The 17,389-nt window shown below is 73.5% G+C and carries 14 protein-coding genes; 2 read left to right on the top strand and 12 right to left on the bottom strand.

Going from position 1 to position 17,389, the window contains the following annotated elements; all coding sequences use genetic code 11:
- The first annotated feature begins 10 nt into the window (after positions 1–10).
- On the top strand, positions 11–721 hold the full coding sequence (locus ACZ6J5_RS22795; protein ID WP_469394271.1) for a nucleotidyltransferase domain-containing protein: 711 nt from the start codon (positions 11–13) through the stop codon (positions 719–721).
- Positions 722–731: 10 nt separating this feature from the next.
- Here ACZ6J5_RS22795 and ACZ6J5_RS22790 read toward each other — a convergent pair whose 3' ends face one another.
- From ACZ6J5_RS22790 to ACZ6J5_RS22735, 12 genes are all read right to left on the bottom strand, one after another.
- On the bottom strand, positions 732–1,724 hold the full coding sequence (locus tag ACZ6J5_RS22790) for an ADP-ribosylglycohydrolase family protein (RefSeq protein ID WP_469394739.1): 993 nt from the start codon (positions 1,722–1,724) through the stop codon (positions 732–734).
- A gap of 32 nt (positions 1,725–1,756) precedes the next feature.
- Positions 1,757–2,497, bottom strand: coding sequence for an NUDIX hydrolase (locus tag ACZ6J5_RS22785; protein WP_469394269.1), 741 nt, complete (start codon positions 2,495–2,497; stop codon positions 1,757–1,759).
- Entirely contained in the window at positions 2,494–3,477 is a 984-nt protein-coding gene (locus ACZ6J5_RS22780; RefSeq protein WP_469394267.1) for an AAA family ATPase, read from the bottom strand. The genes ACZ6J5_RS22785 and ACZ6J5_RS22780 overlap by 4 nt, the downstream gene beginning before the upstream one ends.
- A 178-nt stretch (positions 3,478–3,655) precedes the next feature.
- Complete coding sequence (locus ACZ6J5_RS22775) at positions 3,656–4,948, bottom strand: pseudouridine synthase (RefSeq protein ID WP_469394265.1); 1,293 nt, start codon at positions 4,946–4,948, stop codon at positions 3,656–3,658.
- Positions 4,948–5,541, bottom strand: coding sequence for an SMC-Scp complex subunit ScpB (gene scpB / locus ACZ6J5_RS22770; RefSeq protein WP_469394263.1), 594 nt, complete (start codon positions 5,539–5,541; stop codon positions 4,948–4,950). The genes ACZ6J5_RS22775 and scpB overlap by 1 nt, the downstream gene beginning before the upstream one ends.
- Complete coding sequence (locus ACZ6J5_RS22765; protein WP_469394261.1) at positions 5,538–6,863, bottom strand: segregation and condensation protein A; 1,326 nt, start codon at positions 6,861–6,863, stop codon at positions 5,538–5,540. The genes scpB and ACZ6J5_RS22765 overlap by 4 nt, the downstream gene beginning before the upstream one ends.
- A 45-nt stretch (positions 6,864–6,908) precedes the next feature.
- Entirely contained in the window at positions 6,909–7,430 is a 522-nt protein-coding gene (locus tag ACZ6J5_RS22760; RefSeq protein ID WP_469394738.1) for a hypothetical protein, read from the bottom strand.
- Positions 7,427–8,452, bottom strand: coding sequence for a ParA family protein (locus tag ACZ6J5_RS22755; RefSeq protein WP_046909525.1), 1,026 nt, complete (start codon positions 8,450–8,452; stop codon positions 7,427–7,429). The genes ACZ6J5_RS22760 and ACZ6J5_RS22755 overlap by 4 nt, the downstream gene beginning before the upstream one ends.
- A gap of 469 nt (positions 8,453–8,921) precedes the next feature.
- Positions 8,922–10,037 (bottom strand): alanine dehydrogenase, encoded by a 1,116-nt coding sequence (gene ald, locus ACZ6J5_RS22750; protein WP_469394259.1) that lies wholly within the window; start codon positions 10,035–10,037, stop codon positions 8,922–8,924.
- Between the two features lie 181 nt (positions 10,038–10,218).
- On the bottom strand, positions 10,219–12,273 hold the full coding sequence (locus ACZ6J5_RS22745) for an AAA family ATPase (protein WP_469394257.1): 2,055 nt from the start codon (positions 12,271–12,273) through the stop codon (positions 10,219–10,221).
- A 342-nt stretch (positions 12,274–12,615) separates the two neighbouring features.
- Positions 12,616–13,242 carry an NUDIX domain-containing protein gene (locus ACZ6J5_RS22740; RefSeq protein WP_469394255.1) on the bottom strand — a complete coding sequence of 209 codons (627 nt, stop codon included), beginning with the start codon at positions 13,240–13,242 and terminating at the stop codon, positions 12,616–12,618.
- Between the two features lie 90 nt (positions 13,243–13,332).
- Entirely contained in the window at positions 13,333–14,991 is a 1,659-nt protein-coding gene (locus ACZ6J5_RS22735; protein ID WP_469394736.1) for a CTP synthase, read from the bottom strand.
- Between the two features lie 593 nt (positions 14,992–15,584).
- Between ACZ6J5_RS22735 and ACZ6J5_RS22730 the strand changes: the two genes are divergently transcribed.
- Positions 15,585–17,387, top strand: a complete 1,803-nt coding sequence (locus ACZ6J5_RS22730; RefSeq protein ID WP_469394253.1) for a glycoside hydrolase family 15 protein — start codon at positions 15,585–15,587, stop codon at positions 17,385–17,387.
- Positions 17,388–17,389 lie beyond the last annotated feature (2 nt).

The raw sequence follows: 17,389 nt of genomic DNA, 5'->3' as shown, positions 1-17,389 counted from the left end.
CCTGGCGCGCATGACTCATCCGGCCGCCGCCCTGGCCCCCCTCACCCCCGAAGAGCTGGTCCGCGACCACACGGTCTACTCGTGTGTCATGGGGTCGCGCGCGTTCGGTCTGGCGACCGAGGGCAGCGACGTCGACCGGCGGGGCGTCTATCTCGCCCCGACCCCGCTCTTCTGGCGCTTCGAGAAGCCGCCGGCCCATGTGGACGGCCCGGCCGAGGAGCAGTTCAGCTGGGAGCTGGAACGGTTCTGCGAGCTCGCGCTGCGCAGCAACCCCAACGTCCTGGAGTGCCTCCACTCCCCCCTCGTCGAGCACGCGGACGCCGTCGGCCGCGAACTGCTGGAGCTGCGCGGCGCCTTCCTGTCCCGCGCGGCCCACACCTCCTTCGTGCGGTACGCGCAGGGCCAGGGCCGCAAGCTGGAGGCGGACGTGCGCCAGTACGGCGCCCCGCGCTGGAAGCACGCCATGCACCTGCTGCGCCTGCTGACGAGCTGCCGCGACCTGCTGCGCAGCGGCGAGCTCCGGATCGACGTGGGCGAGGAGGAGCGGGAGCGGCTGCTGGCGGTGAAGCGGGGTGAGGTCTCCTGGGCGGAGGTCGAGCGCCGGATCGCCCGGCTCGCCGACGAGGCCGACCGCGCCCGCGACGGCAGCCCGCTGCCGGCCGCCCCGGACCGGGACCGCGTCGAGGACTTCCTGACCCGGGCCCGCGCGTCGGCGCTCTGAGCCCGCCCGGCTAGAGGGTGTCGTCCCAGAGCGCCCCGAAGGCCAGCAGCTCGTCGCGGTGCTCGACCGGCCCGACCCAGTCGGCGGGCCAGGCGTCCGCGCCGAGGTGGGCGCCCGCGAAGGCGCCCGCGAGGCAGGCGATCGAGTCGGAGTCGCCCCGGGTGCAGGCGGCCCGGCGCAGCGCGGTGAGCGGCTCGTCGGGGAAGAGCAGGAAGCAGAGCAGACCGGTGGCCAGGGCCTCCTCGGCGACCCAGCCGTCGCCGGTGTACGCGCAGGGGTCGAGCTCCGGGTCGGCGGTGCGCCGCACGGCGTCGAGCCGTTCGAGCACGGCGAGGCACTCGTCCCAGCCGCGCCGTACGAAGCGGGCGGCGTCGGGGTCCTGCGAGCGGGTCCACAGGTCGCCGAGCCAGCGCTCGTGGTAGCGGTCCCGGCTCTCGTACGCGTAGGAGCGCAGCCGCCCGACCAGCCCCACCGGGTCGACGCCCCGCGCGAGCAGCCACACGGCGTGGGCGGTGAGGTCGGAGGCGGCCAGCGCGGTGGGGTGCCCGTGGGTGAGCGCCGACTGGAGCTGGGCGGCGCCGGACCGCTGCTCGTCGCTGAGGCCGGGCAGCAGGCCGAGGGGCGCGACGCGCATGTTGGCGCCGCAGCCCTTGGAGTCGATCTGGCTGGCGTCCTGCCAGGGGCGGTCGGAGTCGAGCAGGTGGCACGCCCGCAGGCACGTGTTGCCGGGGGCGCGGTTGTTCTCGGGCGAGTGGTACCAGTCGACGAACTCCTCGCGGACCGGCCGGGCGAGCCGCAGCGGGGTGAGCGGACCCCGGTCCAGGGCGGTGCGCAGGCCGCGCGCGAGGGCGAGGGTCATCTGGGTGTCGTCGGTGATGTAGGAGCGCCCGCCCCGCACCGGCTGTGCCATCTCGCGCCACGGCCCGGTCTTCGCGAGGATCGCGGGCACGTCGTTGAACTCGGTGGGGTACCCCAGCGCGTCCCCCAGCGCCAGCCCCAGCATCGTCCCGGTCGCGGCCTTCTTCGTCGTGCGGGTCACGTGGTTCGTCCTTCCGGTCGCAGCAGCGGCGGGTGCAGCGCGGTGGCCTCGCCCGCCCGGTAGAGAGCGGCCGGTTTCCCCCGTCCGCCGGTGCGGCGCGGCGGAGCCTCGACGGGCCGGACGAAGCCGGGGGTGGCGAGGACCTTGCGCCGGAAGTTGGGGCGGTCGAGCGGGACGCCCCAGACCGTCTCGTACACCTCCCGCAGCTCGCCGAGGGTGAACTCGGGCGGGCAGAAGGCGGTGGCGAGGCAGGTGTACTCCAGCTTGGCGCCGACGCGCTCGCGGGCGTCGGCGAGGATCCGGTCGTGGTCGAAGGCGAGCCCGCGGGCCGACTCGTACGGCAGCCAGCGGGCCTGGGCCGCGTCCCCGCCGCCGCGCGGCTCGGGCAGGTCGGGCACGAGGGCGGCGAAGGCGACGGAGACCACCCGCATCCGGGGGTCACGGTCCGGGTCACTGTAGGTGCGCAGCTGCTCCAGGTGGAGCCGGGCGGCGACGGCGCCGGACAGGCCGGTCTCCTCGGCCAGTTCGCGGCGGGCGGCGAGCTCGGCCGACTCCTCGGGCCGCACGAAGCCTCCGGGCAGCGCCCAGCTCCCGGCGTAGGGCTCCTGGCCGCGCTCGACGAGCAGGACGTGCAGCCGGCCGCCCCGGACGGTGAGCACGGCGAGGTCGGCGGTGAGGGCGAAGGGCTCGAAGGCGCGGGGGTCGTAGCCGTCCAGGGCCGGGTGGGCCGTGGTCATCGGCGCTCCAGGGGCGCGGCGAGCAGGGCGTCCACGGCGGCGACGGCCGCGGCCAGGCGTTCCTCGTGGGGTCCGGTGAGGACGGCGGTGGGGCGGCCGGTGCGGGTGAGCTGGGTGAGCAGCCGGGCGGTGGCCCAGTCCCGCAGCCGGGCGGCGGCCTCGGCTGCCCCGGGGTCGGCGGGTCGGGTGGGATCGCCGGGGTCGCCAGGGACCACTGGGGCCACCGGGACCACCGGGACCACCGGGACCACTGGGGCAACCGGGGCGTCGACGCCCCGGTGGTCGGTGAGCAGCCACAGGTGGTGGCGGGCGCGGGCGGCGATCTCGCCGGTGTCGGCGCTGCGGGTGCCCAGGTGGGTCTCGTGCCGGATGGTGACGGTGAAGGCGTCGGTGTCGCAGAAGAGGACAGGGGAGCCGTCCCGGGCCCGCTCCTCCTCGCGCTCGGCCTGGCCCAGCGCGATGAGCGGGAAGTCGCCGGAGCGCAGCGGGGCGCCGTCGCGGGCGGCCCGGTACTCCGGCGCGTACTCGGGGACGTACCGGGTGCGGGCCCAGACGCCGCCGCGCGCGCGGTAGTGGGCGGTGAGGGCGCGGACCAGGGTGGTGGTGCCGGTGTGACCGGCGCCGAGGACGACCACGCGCCGGGTGAGCGCGGCGCGGACGGGCGCCTCCAGGAGGTCCCAGTGGGCGGCGGGGTCGCCCAGCACGTCCTCGGCGGGGCGGCCGGGTGTGAAGACGGCGTCGACGGGCTCGCGGACGGCGCGCAGCGGGTCCTCGACGGTGGTGCCGGTGACGAGGGCCTCGGGGTGGATCTCGCGCATCCAGGCGACCCGCTCGGCGAGCGGCAGCGGGTCGTCGGGGCAGCCCCGGACGAGGACGGTGAGCCGCTCGCAGCGCTCGTGGGCGGTGCGGACGAGCCGGTGGTGGGCGGCGTGCGGCGGGCAGAACGCGCCGAGGACCAAGCCGTGCCCGTAACGCTTCATGCGGTCGCCTCCCCACCCCCGTACCCTTTAAAAGTCACCCTGACTATAAACCTGGGGCCGTTCGCACACAAGGACGAAATTCGTGCGCGGGGGCGGCCGGAGCGGGCCGGACGCACGGAGGCCCGTGACCGCGGCGCGGTCACGGGCCTCTCGCGGGGTCCCCGGAGGACGGCCGGTCCTAGAGACCGACCTCCTTCATCAGCATCCCGACCTCGGTGTTGCTCAGGCGGCGCAGCCAGCCCGACTTCTGGTCGCCCAGGCCGATCGGGCCGAAGGCGGTGCGGACCAGCTTCTCGACCGGGAAGCCGGCCTCGGCCAGCATCCGGCGCACGATGTGCTTGCGGCCCTCGTGCAGCACGACCTCGACCAGGTAGTTCTTGCCGGTCTGCTCGACGACCCGGAAGTGGTCGGCGCGCGCGTAGCCGTCCTCCAGCTCGATGCCGTCCTTCAGCCGCTTGCCGACCTCGCGGGGCAGCGGGCCGGTGATGGCGGCCAGGTAGGTCTTCTTCACGCCGTACTTGGGGTGGGTGAGACGGTGGGCCAGCTCGCCGTGGTTGGTGAGCAGGATGATGCCCTCGGTCTCGGTGTCGAGCCGGCCGACGTGGAAGAGCCGCGTCTCGCGGTTGGTGACGTAGTCGCCGAGGCACTGGCGCCCGTCCGGGTCCTCCATGGTGGAGACGACGCCGGCCGGCTTGTTCAGCGCGAAGAACTGGTACGACTGGGTCGCGACCGTCAGGCCGTCGACCCGGATCTCGTCCTTGTCCGAGACGCGCAGGCCCTGCTCCAGCACGATCTCGCCGTTGACCTCGACGCGCGCCTGCTCGATCAGCTCCTCGCACGCGCGGCGCGAACCGTAGCCCGCGCGGGCGAGCACCTTCTGGAGCCGCTCGCCCTCCTGCTCGGCGCCGGGGAAGGTCTTCGGGGTCTTGATCTCGGGCTTGCCCGCGTACCGCTCGCGGTTGCGCTCCTCCGCGCGGGTCTCGTACTCGCGCGACCGCGCGGGGGCGGTGCGCCCGCCGCCTCGGTTCGGGGACTGCTTGGGGCCGCCCTTCGCGCCACCGCGCGCGGCGTCGCCGCGCCCGCGGCGCTGGCCGTCGGAGGGACGCCCGGCGAGGCCGTCGACGTCGTAGCTCCGCTCCTCGGGACGGGGGCGGCGCGGGCTCACCGAGCGCTTCTGCCCGTCGCGGCCACCGCCGCCGCCGGAGCCGCCGCTGCCGGAGCCACCCCGGTAGCCACCGCCGCCGGAGCCACCGGAGCCGCTGGAGCCACCCCGGTAGCCGCCGCCACCGCCGGAGCCGCCGGAGCCACCCCGGTAGCCGCCACCGCTGCTGCCGGAGCCACCCCGGCCACCGCCACCGGAGCCGCCGGAGCCGCCCCGGTAGCCGCCACCGCTGCTGCCGCCGCGGCTGCCGCTGTTGCCACCACGGCTCCCGCCGTTGTTTCCGCTGCTGTTCCTGCCGCTGCTTCGCATCAGTCTTCCGTAGTCTCGTCTGCGTCGGGATCGAACGACGGCACGCCCTCCAGGGAGTCCGGCTCGACCGCTTCCGCCTCGGGGAGGAAGGGCGCGAGCTCCGGGAGCTCGTCCAGGCCGCGCAGGCCCATCCGCTCCAGGAAGTAGTTCGTCGTCCTGTACAGGATCGCACCTGTTTCGGGTTCCGTGCCCGCCTCCTCCACCAGACCGCGCTGGAGCAGGGTGCGCATGACGCCGTCGCAGTTCACGCCGCGGACCGCGGAGACCCTCGAACGGCTGACCGGCTGGCGGTACGCGACGACCGCCAGGGTCTCCAGGGCCGCCTGGGTGAGCCGGGCCTGCTGCCCGTCCAGGACGAAGGCCTCGACGGCGGGCGCGTAGGCGGCGCGGGTGTAGAAGCGCCAGCCGCCGGCGACGACCCGGAGCTCGAAACCGCGGCCCTGGGCCGTGTACTCGTCGGCGAGCTCGCGCAGGGCGTCCGCGACCTCGCGCGGGGCGCGGTCGAGCACCTTGGCCAGGTGGGCCTCGGTGGCGGGCTCGTCGACGACCATGAGGACGGCTTCGAGCGCGGGCTTGAGGGCGAGTTCGCTCATCGGGCGGCCTCCTGGTCGTCGCGGGCTACGCGGGCTTCCTGGTCGAACTCGTCGGTGACGGCCCCCGCCGGGTCCGTCCCGCCGCCCGTCCAGGAGACGGTGAGATCCCCCAGGGCGGTCTCCTGGTCGAGGGCGACGGCCTTCTCGCGGTAGAGCTCCAGGAGGGCGAGGAAGCGCGCGACGACGGTCAGCGTGTCCTCGGCGCCCGCCACCAGCTCCCGGAAGGTCAGCACCCCGCGCTCGCGCAGCAGGGCGACGACGACGCCCGCCTGTTCGCGGACGCTGACGAGGGGCGCGTGGATGTGGTCCACGTACACGGTCGGCTCGGCCTTCGGCCGCATGGCCTTGACCGCGAGGGCGGCGAAGCGCTCGGCGCCGATGGAGATGACGACCTCGGGCAGCAGCTCCGCGTGGTGCGGCTCCAGGCCCACGGTCCGGGGGTACCGGCGGCCCTCGCCCTCCCAGCGCTCGGCGAAGATCTCGGCGATCCTCTTGTACGCGCGGTACTGCAGCAGCCGCGCGAAGAGCAGGTCCCGCGCCTCCAGGAGGGCGAGGTCGGCCTCGTCCTCCACCTCGGCGGCGGGCAGCAGCCGGGCGGCCTTGAGGTCGAGCAGCGTGGCGGCGACAACCAGGAACTCGGTGGTCTGGTCGAGGTCCCAGTCGGGACCCATGGCCCGGATGTGCGCCATGAACTCGTCGGTGACCTTGGAGAGCGCGACCTCCGTGACATCGAGGCGGTGCCGGGAGATGAGCTGGAGCAGCAGGTCGAACGGCCCCTCGAAGTTGTCGAGCCGCACGGTGAACCGCCCGTCGCCGGACGGCGGCTCGGACGGGGCGGGGGACGGCACGGGGCCAGGTCTGGCCGCCTCGGACCGTACGGGAGCGGGCTCGGCCGCCTCGGACCGTACGCGAGCGGGCTCGGCCGCCTCCGGCCGTACGGGAGCGGGCCCGGCGGCGACGGGCCTCACGGCGGCGCCTTCGGCCCCCTCGGGCGGTACGGGCGCCTCCACAGCCTCCGGCGCGTCCTCAGGGACCTCCACGGCCTCCGCCGCGTCCTCCGACGCGCTCTGCGGCGTCTTCACGGCCTCCGCCGCGTCCTCCGGGTGTACGGGGGACCCTGCGGCCTCCTCGGCGCGCTCCGGGCCCGTGTGCGGCTCCCCCGGGCCCCGCAGCGCGTCCGGGGCGGCGGGTTCGTCCGGTTCCCCGGAGGGCGGCCAGGCGGCCGGCTCGGGCGGGGTGACGGGGGGCCGGGACCCCGGGCCGTGGCCCAGGAGACGGCGGGGGTGGGGCGGGCGGGACGTTTCGTCAGGGGGGCGGGGCATCGGGGGTCCTGGTGGAACGGGGGTGCGGGAGCCCGCAGGCTACCGTCAGCGGCCCCGCAGACGGCGGACGAGGATGCTCGCGTCGCCGCGGGACTCCAGGTCCGCCAGGACCACCGCGACCGCCTCGCGGACGATCCGGCCCCGGTCGACCGCCAGGCCGTGCTCGCCGCGCAGCACCAGGCGCGCGTGCTCCAGGTCCATCAGCTCCTCGGCGGAGACGTAGACCGTGATCTTCTCGTCGTGGCGCTCGCGCCCGCTGGGCCGCCGGCTGGCGGCGCGCGCCCGGCGGCGGGCGGCCGCCTGCGCGGCGGCCGGAGCCTTCGCCGGAGCGGGGGCCGAGGCCTCCGGCTCCGCCCCGCGGGCGCGCGGCTCGGCGGCCTCGGAGTCCGCGGCGGCGTGCTCCGCACCGCCGGCCCCGCCGGCCCCTCCAGCCCCTCCAGCCCCTCCTTCTGAGGCCGCCGTGTCGCTCTCGCCCGCCGGTGCCGGGACGGCCCGGCGCGGCGTGGACGCCTGGAGCGCCATCCCGCCGGTCGTACGGAACAGTTCGTCGGCGCCGGGCAGACTCACTCGGCGTGACACCGGGCGAGCACCTCCCTGGCGAGCTGACGGTAGGCGGCGGCACCCACGGAGTTGGAGGCGTACGTGGTGATGGGCTCGCCGGCGACCGTGGTCTCCGGGAAGCGCACGGTCCGGCCGATCACCGTGTGGTACACGTGGTCGTCGAAGGCCTCGACGACGCGCGCGAGGACCTCGCGCGAGTGCACCGTCCGCGAGTCGTACATCGTGGCGAGGATGCCGTCGAGCTCCAGGTCCGGGTTGAGCCGCTCCTGGACCTTCTCGATCGTCTCGGTCAGCAGGGCCACACCGCGCAGCGCGAAGAACTCGCACTCCAGCGGCACGATGACCTTGTGAGCGGCCGTCAGGGCGTTCACGGTCAGCAGGCCGAGCGAGGGCTGACAGTCGATCACGATGTAGTCGTAGTCGTTCATCAGCGGCTTGAGCGCCCGCTGGAGCGTCGACTCGCGCGCGACCTCGGAGACCAGCTGCACCTCGGCGGCGGAGAGGTCGATGTTGCTCGGGAGCAGGTCCATGTTGGGGACCGCGGTCTTGAGCAGCACCTCGTCCGCCGACATGCCCCGCTCCATGAGCAGGTTGTAGACGGTGAGGTCGAGCTCCATCGGGTTCACGCCGAGGCCGACCGACAGGGCTCCCTGCGGGTCGAAGTCGACGAGCAGCACCCGCCGGCCGTACTCCGCGAGCGCGGCGCCCAGGTTGATGGTCGACGTGGTCTTGCCGACGCCGCCCTTCTGGTTGCACATCGCGATGATCTTCGCGGGACCGTGGTCGGTCAGCGGGCCCGGGATCGGGAAGTACGGCAGCGGCCGTCCGGTGGGGCCGATCCGCTCGCGGCGCTGGCGGGCAGCGTCGGGTGCGAGGGTGGCCGCGTACTCCGGGTCGGGCTCGTACTCGGCGTCGGGGTCGTAGAAGTGCCCCTCGGGCACCTCGTCAAAGGCGGCGAAGTGGGTGGACTCTCGGCCCATCTCGTTGCCGGCCGTGGCGTTCACGTGTAGGCCGTCCGTCATCTTCATCGTATGGGCTGGCGTCATGGGCTGGTGCGTCGCGAAGGCCCGCACCGCGACGGAGCCGATCGGGGCTCCTGACTCCGCACCCCCGGGAGTAAATGTCGACTCATTCACAAGTCGTCTTACCTCCTTGGATGTGACCAGGAACATTTATCGATAGGTCAGCGTGGCACCATGCCGACGGTTGGCGACTCTATGGCGTGTCACCGGTCCGCAGCAACACAATCCGCCGGACCCGGCCCGATGTGTCGGCAACCGAACACCCCGCTGTCAAGGGTGCGCAGGCATGGAACCGTACGTTTCAGGGGTGCGCGAAACGGTTAAAGAGTTACGTTCGAGGCGAGTTGACCGGCCGCCGGACGGTGGCCGGACGCACGACGGGCCGGACCTTGCTCGACAAGGTCCGGCCCGATGCGTGAGGTTGACGGAAGGCGTTGACCGACCGTTTCTCCTCTTGTCTGGAGCGACGGGAGGGTCAGCCCAGGAGGCTGCTCAGCTCGACGTGGTCGAGACCGTGGGCCTCGGCCACCTCCTTGTAGACGACCTTGCCGTCGTGGGTGTTGAGGCCCTTGGCGAGGGCGGCGTCACGGCGCAGCGCCTCGACCCAGCCGTTGTTCGCCAGCGACACGATGTAGGGCATCGTGGCGTTGGTGAGGGCGTAGGTGGAGGTGTTCGGAACCGCGCCCGGCATGTTGGCGACGCAGTAGAAGACCGAGTTGTGGACCTGGAAGGTCGGCTCGGCGTGGGTGGTCGGGTGGGAGTCCTCGAAGCAGCCGCCCTGGTCGATCGCGATGTCGACAAGGACACTTCCGGGCTTCATCTTGGCGACGAGCTCGTTGGTGACCAGCTTCGGGGCCTTGGCACCCGGGATGAGGACGGCGCCGACGACGAGGTCCGCCTCGACGACGGCCTTCTCCAGCTCGAAGGCGTTGGAGACGATCGTCTTGACCTTCGTGCCGAAGATCTTGTCGGCCTCGCGCAGCTTGTTGATGTCGCGGTCGAGCAGGGTCACGTGGAAGCCCAGGCCGATGGCGATCTGCACGGCGTTCCAGCCGGAGACGCCGCCGCCGATGACCACGCACTCGCCCGGGTGGGTGCCGGGGACGCCGCCGGGGAGCACGCCGCGGCCGCCGACCGAGCGCATCAGGTGGTAGGCGCCGACCTGCGGGGCCAGCCGGCCCGCGACCTCGGACATCGGGGCGAGCAGCGGGAGCGCGCGGTTGGCGGTCTCGACCGTCTCGTAGGCGATGGCGGTGGTGCCGGACTCGAGGAGGGCGTCCGTGCACTCGCGGGAGGCGGCGAGGTGCAGGTAGGTGAAGAGGGTCTGGTCCTTGCGGAGGCGGTGGTACTCCTCCGCGATGGGCTCCTTGACCTTGAGCAGCAGGTCGGCGGTGGCCCAGACCTCGTCGGCGGTGGCGAGGATCTCGGCGCCGGCCGAGACGTACTCCGCGTCCGTGATCGAGGAGCCGACACCGGCGTTCTGCTCGACGAAGACCTGGTGGCCGTTGCGGACGAGCTCGTGGACACCCGCGGGGGTGATGGCCACGCGGAACTCGTTGTTCTTGACCTCGCGGGGGATGCCGACCTTCATCGTCGATCACGGTCCTTGAATCAGGGTGAATACGGGGGTGACTGTGGCGCTGGCGGCACCGGACAAAGTCCGGCATAGCCATACATACCCGGATGCACTGCGGCGCACCGGCACAGACCGCGACCGAACGCGGCTCACCCAGTCTAATGAAGGAGTTCCCGCTGTCTAGCCTTTCAAAGTACTAATCTTCGACAGAAGCACTACGGATTTCGTAGGCGGAAGCCTCGGTTCCCAGCAGCCTCTCCGCCGCCGACCTGTGCAGTCGCGCCGCCGCCGGGTCGCCGAGCCGGTCCAGGGTGTCCGCCAGCCGGAGCTGGAGCGCGGCCTGGAGCCGTACGTCCTTGGCGCGGCGGGCCCACTCGACCGCCTCCTCGCAGGTGCGCAGGCACTCCTCGGGGCGGCCCGCGTACTCCTGGACCCGGGCCGCCTCGCTCAACGCCCGTGCGTGGCCCGGGAGATCGGCCAGCCTGCGATAGCCCGCCGCGGCGGCACGCCAGCTGCGCAGCGCCTCGCCGTAGCGGCCCGCGTAGGTGTGCACCGCGCCGAGCCGGCCGTAGAGGCGGGCCTGGTCGGCGCGCTCGTCCCGGGCCAGCCGCTGGGCCAGCGCCCTGCCGTACCAGTCGCCGGCCCGGTACCAGTCTCCCAGCTCCTGGTAGGCCCCACCTACGGATTCCATTGCGCGACCCACCGCGTACGGATCATTTGCTTCTCTTCCGGCCTCCAAAGCCGACCGATATCGCAGCAATGCGTCCTGGGTGCGTCCGGTGCGCGCGTCCAGGTCCGCCAGGTTCAGCAGCGCCGCGGCCCGCTCCCGGTGCAGCCCCCGCCGCTCGGCGACGTCCAGCACCAGCCGGTGCAGCCCGTAGAGGTCGGGGGCCGCCGCCTCGGCACCCCGGTGCGCGGCCAGCGCCCGCACCAGGGCGGCGATCAGCCGGCGCGCCAGGGTGTCCAGCTCCCCGTCGGCGACGGCGAGGCGCGCGGCGGCGAGCAGCACCGGGCGGCGGCTCTCCAGCCAGGCGGCGGCGGTGGCCTCGTTCGGGAAGCGCAGCGCGCGGGGCAGTCCGGCCAGCCGGCGGCGGGCCGGGGAGCCCTCGGGTTCGGTGGTCGCCCGCCCCGACTGGAGGAGCCGCACGGTCCGCTCCAGCATCCGGGCCCGGGCGAGCTGTGTCTCGGCGGGCCGGTCGCACTCCTCCACCTGGGCGCGCAGCAGCGGGACGAGGTGCGCGGGCAGCTCGTACTGGCCGTCCCCGCCGGGCACCTCCCGGACGAGCCCGGTCGCGGCGAAGTCGGCGAGGGTGGTGGCCGCGGCGGAGACCGAGCAGCCGGCCAGCGCGGAGGCGGTGTGCGCGTCGGCCCGGCCGAGCGGGGCGAGGCACAGGTGTCGCAGTATCCGCGCGGCGGGCCCCGGCAGCGAGGCGTGGACGAGGGTGAAGGCGCGGGTGACCGGGTCGCCGCTGAGCGCGCGCAGCCGTTTGCCGAGGTCGGCGACGGAGGCCTTGGGCCGGGCGGCGAGCCAGCCGCCGGCCAGCACGAGGGCGCCGGGCAGTCCGCCGCACTCCTCGGCCAGGCTCTCGGCGGCCTGCGGGTCGACGGTGACCCGGACCGAGCCGGTGTAGGAGGTGAGCAGTTCGATGGCCGACTTGGCGTCGAGGCCGCCGAGGGTGCAGGGCCGCACGTCCGGGATGCCGGTGAGCGGGCCGCGGGCGACGCCGACGACGAGGCTGTCGGGGTTGTCCGGGAGCAGCGGGTCGACCTGCTCGGCGTCGACGGCGTCGTCGATCAGGAGCAGCGCCCGGCGCCCGGCGAAGGCGGCGCGGACCAGGGAGGCGAGCTCGTCGGCGGCGGCGCCCGGGGGCTCGGCGACGCCGAGGGCGGCGAGCAGTTCCTGGGCGGCGCGGCCGGTGGGGACGGGGTCGCCGCCGGGTTCGGTGAGCCGGACCCGGAAGACCCCGTCGGGGTAGTCGGCGGCGAGCCCCGCGACGAGCTCCTCGGCGAGGGCGGTGCGCCCGGAGCCGGGCTTGCCGGCGATCAGCAGGACCCGTGCGCGCGGGGCCTTGCGGCCGGTGAGGGTGTCGAGGCCGGTGCGTTCGATGTCGGCGCGCAGGGCCTTGAGCTCCCGCTGGCGGCCGTAGAACCGCGGGGCGCCGGCCTCCCGGGGACCGCGTCCGGGGGAACTCTCGCCCGGACCCCGTCCGGGAGCACCGCCCCCGGGACCGCGTCCGGGGAGACCGTCCACCAGACCGCGTCCGGGGGCGCCCTCGACCCGACCGTGTCCGGGGAGACCCTCCCCCAGACCGCGTCCGGGGGGACCCCCCACCGCCTGATCCGTCACGGGCCACGCTCCCGTCCACCTGCGCACGAGCCGATCCCGCGGGGGGCTCCGCACGGGCGCTTCCGAGCGTAGTTCAGCGCGCGGGGCGGACCCGGCGGAGCGCGGCGGGCTTATCCCCCGATCGGATCACTGGATTGTCCGACCGGCGGCTCCGGGGCTCCGCCGCCACCGGACGGGTTCGCCGGCACCGGACGAGCCCGCCGGCACCCGACGGGTCCCGGCGGCGCGGCCCCCGCCGGTCGGGACTTACGCCTCGAAGGGCCGGGCCGGCCAGGGCGCGTCCGCGGGGCGCAGGGCCTCCAGGCCGTCGCCGCCCAGCGCGGCCGTGAGCGAGAGGACGCCGACCACCAGGCAGTTGTTGTGCAGCTCGCCGGCGAGCACACCGCGCACCAGCTCCGCGAGCGGCACCCGGGCCAGCTCCATGTCGGCCTCCTCGTCGGAGACCTCGTACCGCTCCCCCTCCGCCTCGGCGAGGTCCCGGGCGAGGAAGATCCGCACGGCCTCGTCGCAGCCGCCGGGGGTGGTGTAGACGTCGGTGAGGACCCGCCAGTCCTCGGCCTTGACGTGGGCCTCCTCGTACAGCTCGCGCTGGGCGGCGTGCAGCGGGTTCTCGCCGACCACGTCGAGCAGTCCGGCGGGGATCTCCCAGAGCTTCTGCCGCACCGGGTGGCGGTACTGCTTGAGCAGCAGGACCCGGTCCTGCGCGTCGAGGGCGAGGACCGCGACCGAACCGGGGTGCACCTGGTAGTCGCGGCGGGCCGTCGAGCCGTCCGGCATGACCACGTCGTCCGTGCGGACGCTCGTCTTGTTTCCCTTGAAGGGGGTGGTCGAGGCGACGACCCGCCACTCCTCCGGGGTGTCCTGCACCTGCATCGGCTGTCCTCCCACATGAACCGCGACTACGAAAACCGGGGCACGCGTCCCGGAAGGGACCCGTACCCCGGCAACGTTAACGCGCGGCGGCTACTGGGCCGGCTTGCCCGTCTTGCGCTCGACGGCCGCCTTCACCAGGCCCGCGAAGAGCGGGTGCGGGCGGGTCGGGCGGGACTTGAGCTCCGGGTGCGCCTGGGTGGCGACCAGGTAGGGGTGCACGTCCTTCGGGTACTCGACGAACTCGACGAGCTTGTTGTCCGGGGAGGTGCCGGAGAAGACCAGGCCGGCCTTCTTCTCCAGCTCCGCGCGGTAGGCGTTGTTCACCTCGTAGCGGTGGCGGTGGCGCTCCTCGACGTACGGCTCGTCCGCGTAGGTCTCGCGCACGACGGAGCCCTCGGCGAGCTTGGCCGGGTAGAGGCCCAGGCGCATCGTTCCGCCCAGGTCGCCCGCGCCCTCGACGTACGCCAGCTGCTCCTCCATCGTCGAGACGACGGGGTGCGCGGTGGCGGGGTCGAACTCGGTGGAGTTGGCCTCGGGGATGCCGGCCAGGTTGCGCGCCGCCTCGATGACGATGCACTGCAGGCCGAGGCAGATGCCGAGCAGCGGCACCTTCTTCTCGCGGGCGTACTGGATCGCGCCGACCTTGCCGCTCACGCCTCGGTCGCCGAAGCCGCCGGGGATGAGGATCGCGTCGCAGTCGCCGAGCTGCTTCTCGGCGCCGGCCGGGGTCTTGCAGTCGTCGGAGGTGACCCACTTGACCTTGACCCGGGCCTTGTTGGCGAAGCCGCCGGCCCGCATGGCCTCGGTGACCGAGAGGTAGGCGTCGGGCAGGTCGATGTACTTGCCGACGAGCGCGACGGTGACCTCGTGGTCGGGGTTGTGGACGCGGTCCAGGAGGTCCTCCCAGACGGTCCAGTCCACGTCGCGGAAGGGCAGGTCCAGCTTGCGCACGACGTAGGCGTCCAGGCCCTCGGAGTGCAGCACCTTCGGGATGTCGTAGATCGACTTGGCGTCGATGGCGGCGACCACGGCGGCCTCGTCGACGTCGCACATCAGCGAGATCTTGCGCTTGATGGCGGTCGGGACCTCGCGGTCGGCGCGCAGCACGATCGCGTCGGGCTGGATGCCGATGTTGCGCAGGGCGGCGACGGAGTGCTGGGTCGGCTTGGTCTTCAGCTCGCCGGAGGGGCCGATGTAGGGCAGCAGCGAGATGTGCACGACGAAGACGTTGTCGCGGCCGACCTCGTGGCGGACCTGGCGGACGGTCTCCAGGAACGGCAGCGACTCGATGTCGCCGACGGTGCCGCCGACCTCGGTGATCACGACGTCCACGTCGTCCGTCGCCATGCGGCGGATGCGGGACTTGATCTCGTTGGTGATGTGCGGGATGACCTGGACGGTGTCACCGAGGTACTCGCCGCGCCGCTCCTTGGCGATGACCTGCGAGTAGACCTGGCCGGTGGTGACGTTGGCCGAGCCGTCGAGGTCCACGTCGAGGAAGCGCTCGTAGTGGCCGATGTCCAGGTCGGTCTCGGCGCCGTCGTTGGTGACGAACACCTCGCCGTGCTGGAACGGGTTCATGGTGCCGGGGTCGACGTTCAGGTACGGGTCGAGCTTCTGCATCGTGACCCGCAGGCCCCGGGCCTTGAGGAGCGCACCCAGGCTGGAGGCCGTGAGGCCCTTGCCGAGCGAGGAGGCGACACCCCCGGTGACGAAGATGTGCTTGGTCGTCGTGGTGTTGGGCGGCATCGCCAAGAGGGGGCTCCCGTGGTCGCGTTTGGAGGTGCGTACCGGCGTTCCCTCCGGAAGAATCGGGGGGTGCCGTCGCTGCGGTTGCGGGGTTCTCGGCTGTCGCCGTTTCCCACCGGTCCACGGGGTACCAGGGTATCAGCGACATCGGGAGACCGCTTCCGGCCACACGGGGCAGTCGGGTGCGTACACACCGCGACACGCCGTGGGCCCGGCGGCTCGGCCCGGGAGCGGCGGCGGGGTGCGCCGGTGGTCGCGGCGGAGGCGTCGGCAGGGGTTCCGGCCGGGGTCTTCCCGGGGTCGTCGGTCGTGTCCCGGCGGGAAGGCCGGCGGGGTGACCGGTCGCGCTCCGGCCACGGTCGTGGCCGGGGTCAAGACCCGTTCACCCGATCGGAGCAGCGCCGTTACAAGATCGGCGCCACCGGTCACTAGGGTGCGTCGTATTCTGCTCGGACGCGCTGCCGAGCCGGACCGGCACGGCACCACCCCCGCCCTCCCCCGGACCAAGAGCTCGTCAACGATCCCCTGACCGCTGACCTGTACGACATCGCCCCCGCACGGGCGATGTGGCCGTTCGATCTGGAGTGGAGCACGTGGCCGGGCGCATCGAGGATTACGCACTCATCGGAGACATGCAGACCGCCGCCCTGGTCTGCCGGGACGGCAGTGTCGACTGGCTCTGCCTGCCCCGCTTCGACTCGCACGCCGTTTTCGCGGGGCTGCTCGGCACCGAGGAGCACGGCTTCTGGCGGGTCGGGCCCGCCGTACCCGAAGGAGCGCCGGCGCCACACGCCGACCGCCGCCGCTACGTCGGCGACTCGCTCGTCCTGGAGTCCGAGTGGGACACCCCGCGCGGCACGGTCCGGGTGACCGATTTCATGCCCCCGCGCGACGGGGCCCCGCAGCTCGTCCGGATCGTCGAGGGCGTCAGCGGCCGGGTGCCGATGCGCTCCTCGCTGCGGATGCGCTTCAGCTACGGCCGGGTGGTGCCCTGGGTGCACAAGGTCGGCGACCGCACCGTCGCGGTGGCCGGACCCGACTCCGTGTGGCTGGACACCGCCGCCGAGACCCACGGCAAGAACCTCACCACCTACTCCGAGTTCACCGTCACCCCCGGTGACCGGATCGCCTTCACCCTCTCCTGGCAGCCCTCCCACAAGGAGCCGCCCGCGCTGCCGGACCCGGAGGGCTCGCTCGCCGCGACCGCCGACTTCTGGCGCGAGTGGGTCGGGCACTGCACGTACCACGGCCCCTACCGGGAGGCCGTCGTGCGCTCCCTGATCACGCTGAAGGCGCTCACCTACGCGCCGACCGGCGGGATCGTCGCCGCGCCGACCACCTCCCTGCCGGAGGAGATCGGCGGCGTCCGCAACTGGGACTACCGCTACACCTGGCTGCGCGACGCGGCGATCACCCTCTCCTCGATGCTGCGCACCGGCTACCGCGAGGAGGCCCGCGCCTGGCGGGACTGGCTGCTGCGCGCGGTCGCCGGCGACCCCGAGAACCTGCAGATCATGTACGGCATCGCGGGCGAGCGGGAGCTCGGCGAGGCGGAGCTGGACTGGCTGCCGGGATACGAGAACTCCGGCCCGGTCCGGGTCGGCAACGGGGCCGCCAACCAGCTCCAGCTCGACGTGTACGGCGAGGTCACCGAGGCGCTGCACCTGGCGCACATGACGGGCCTGTCCCGCAACGACTACGCCTCGCTGCTCCAGCTCAAGCTGATCCGCTACCTGGAGACCCACTGGGACCAGCCCGACGAGGGCATCTGGGAGGTCCGGGGGCCGCGCCGGCACTTCGTGCACTCCAAGGTGATGGCCTGGGTGGCGGTGGACCGCACGATCAAGCTGATCGAGTCCGGGGACGCCGACGGCCCGCTGGAGCGCTGGCGCGAGCTGCGCGACGACATCCACCGGGACGTCTGCGAGAAGGGCTACGACAAGGAGCGCAACACCTTCACCCAGTCCTACGGCTCCAAGGAGCTGGACGCCTCGCTGCTGCTGATCCCGCAGATGGGCTTCCTGCCGCCGGACGACAAGCGGGTGATCGGCACGATCGAGGCGATCCAGCGGGAGCTGTCCACCGAGGACGGCTTCGTGCTGCGGTACCCGACCGCCGGCGAGGAGGCGGGCGTGGACGGCCTGGAGGGCGACGAGGGCGCGTTCCTCGCCTGTTCGTTCTGGCTCGCCGACGACCTGGCGATGATCGGCCGGGTCGACGAGGCCCGCAGGCTGTTCGAGCGGCTGCTGTCGCTCCGCAACGACCTGGGGCTGCTGGCCGAGGAGTGGGACCCCCGGCTCCAGCGGCAGGTGGGCAACTTCCCGCAGGCCTTCAGCCACGTCCCGCTGATCGACACCGCGCTGCGGCTGACCGCCAGCGGGGCCTACGGGGGCTGAGA

This window comes from Streptomyces sp. NPDC042100 (assembly GCF_055582325.1).
Note: the sequence above shows the minus strand (reverse complement) of the source record. Positions and strands in the feature narration are given on the sequence as shown.

Excerpts from the sequence above, each read along its gene's own strand:
- scpB (WP_469394263.1), bottom strand. The coding sequence starts at position 5,541 with ATGAGCGAACTCGCCCTCAAGCCCGCGCTCGAAGCCGTCCTCATGGTC.
- ACZ6J5_RS22780 (WP_469394267.1), bottom strand. The coding sequence starts at position 3,477 with ATGAAGCGTTACGGGCACGGCTTGGTCCTCGGCGCGTTCTGCCCGCCG.
- ACZ6J5_RS22785 (WP_469394269.1), bottom strand. The coding sequence starts at position 2,497 with ATGACCACGGCCCACCCGGCCCTGGACGGCTACGACCCCCGCGCCTTC.
- ACZ6J5_RS22775 (WP_469394265.1), bottom strand. The coding sequence starts at position 4,948 with ATGCGAAGCAGCGGCAGGAACAGCAGCGGAAACAACGGCGGGAGCCGT.
- ACZ6J5_RS22795 (WP_469394271.1), top strand. The coding sequence starts at position 11 with ATGACTCATCCGGCCGCCGCCCTGGCCCCCCTCACCCCCGAAGAGCTG.
- ald (WP_469394259.1), bottom strand. The coding sequence starts at position 10,037 with ATGAAGGTCGGCATCCCCCGCGAGGTCAAGAACAACGAGTTCCGCGTG.
- ACZ6J5_RS22735 (WP_469394736.1), bottom strand. The coding sequence starts at position 14,991 with ATGCCGCCCAACACCACGACGACCAAGCACATCTTCGTCACCGGGGGT.
- ACZ6J5_RS22765 (WP_469394261.1), bottom strand. The coding sequence starts at position 6,863 with ATGCCCCGCCCCCCTGACGAAACGTCCCGCCCGCCCCACCCCCGCCGT.
- ACZ6J5_RS22790 (WP_469394739.1), bottom strand. The coding sequence starts at position 1,724 with ATGCTGGGGCTGGCGCTGGGGGACGCGCTGGGGTACCCCACCGAGTTC.
- ACZ6J5_RS22755 (WP_046909525.1), bottom strand. The coding sequence starts at position 8,452 with ATGAAGATGACGGACGGCCTACACGTGAACGCCACGGCCGGCAACGAG.
- ACZ6J5_RS22740 (WP_469394255.1), bottom strand. The coding sequence starts at position 13,242 with ATGCAGGTGCAGGACACCCCGGAGGAGTGGCGGGTCGTCGCCTCGACC.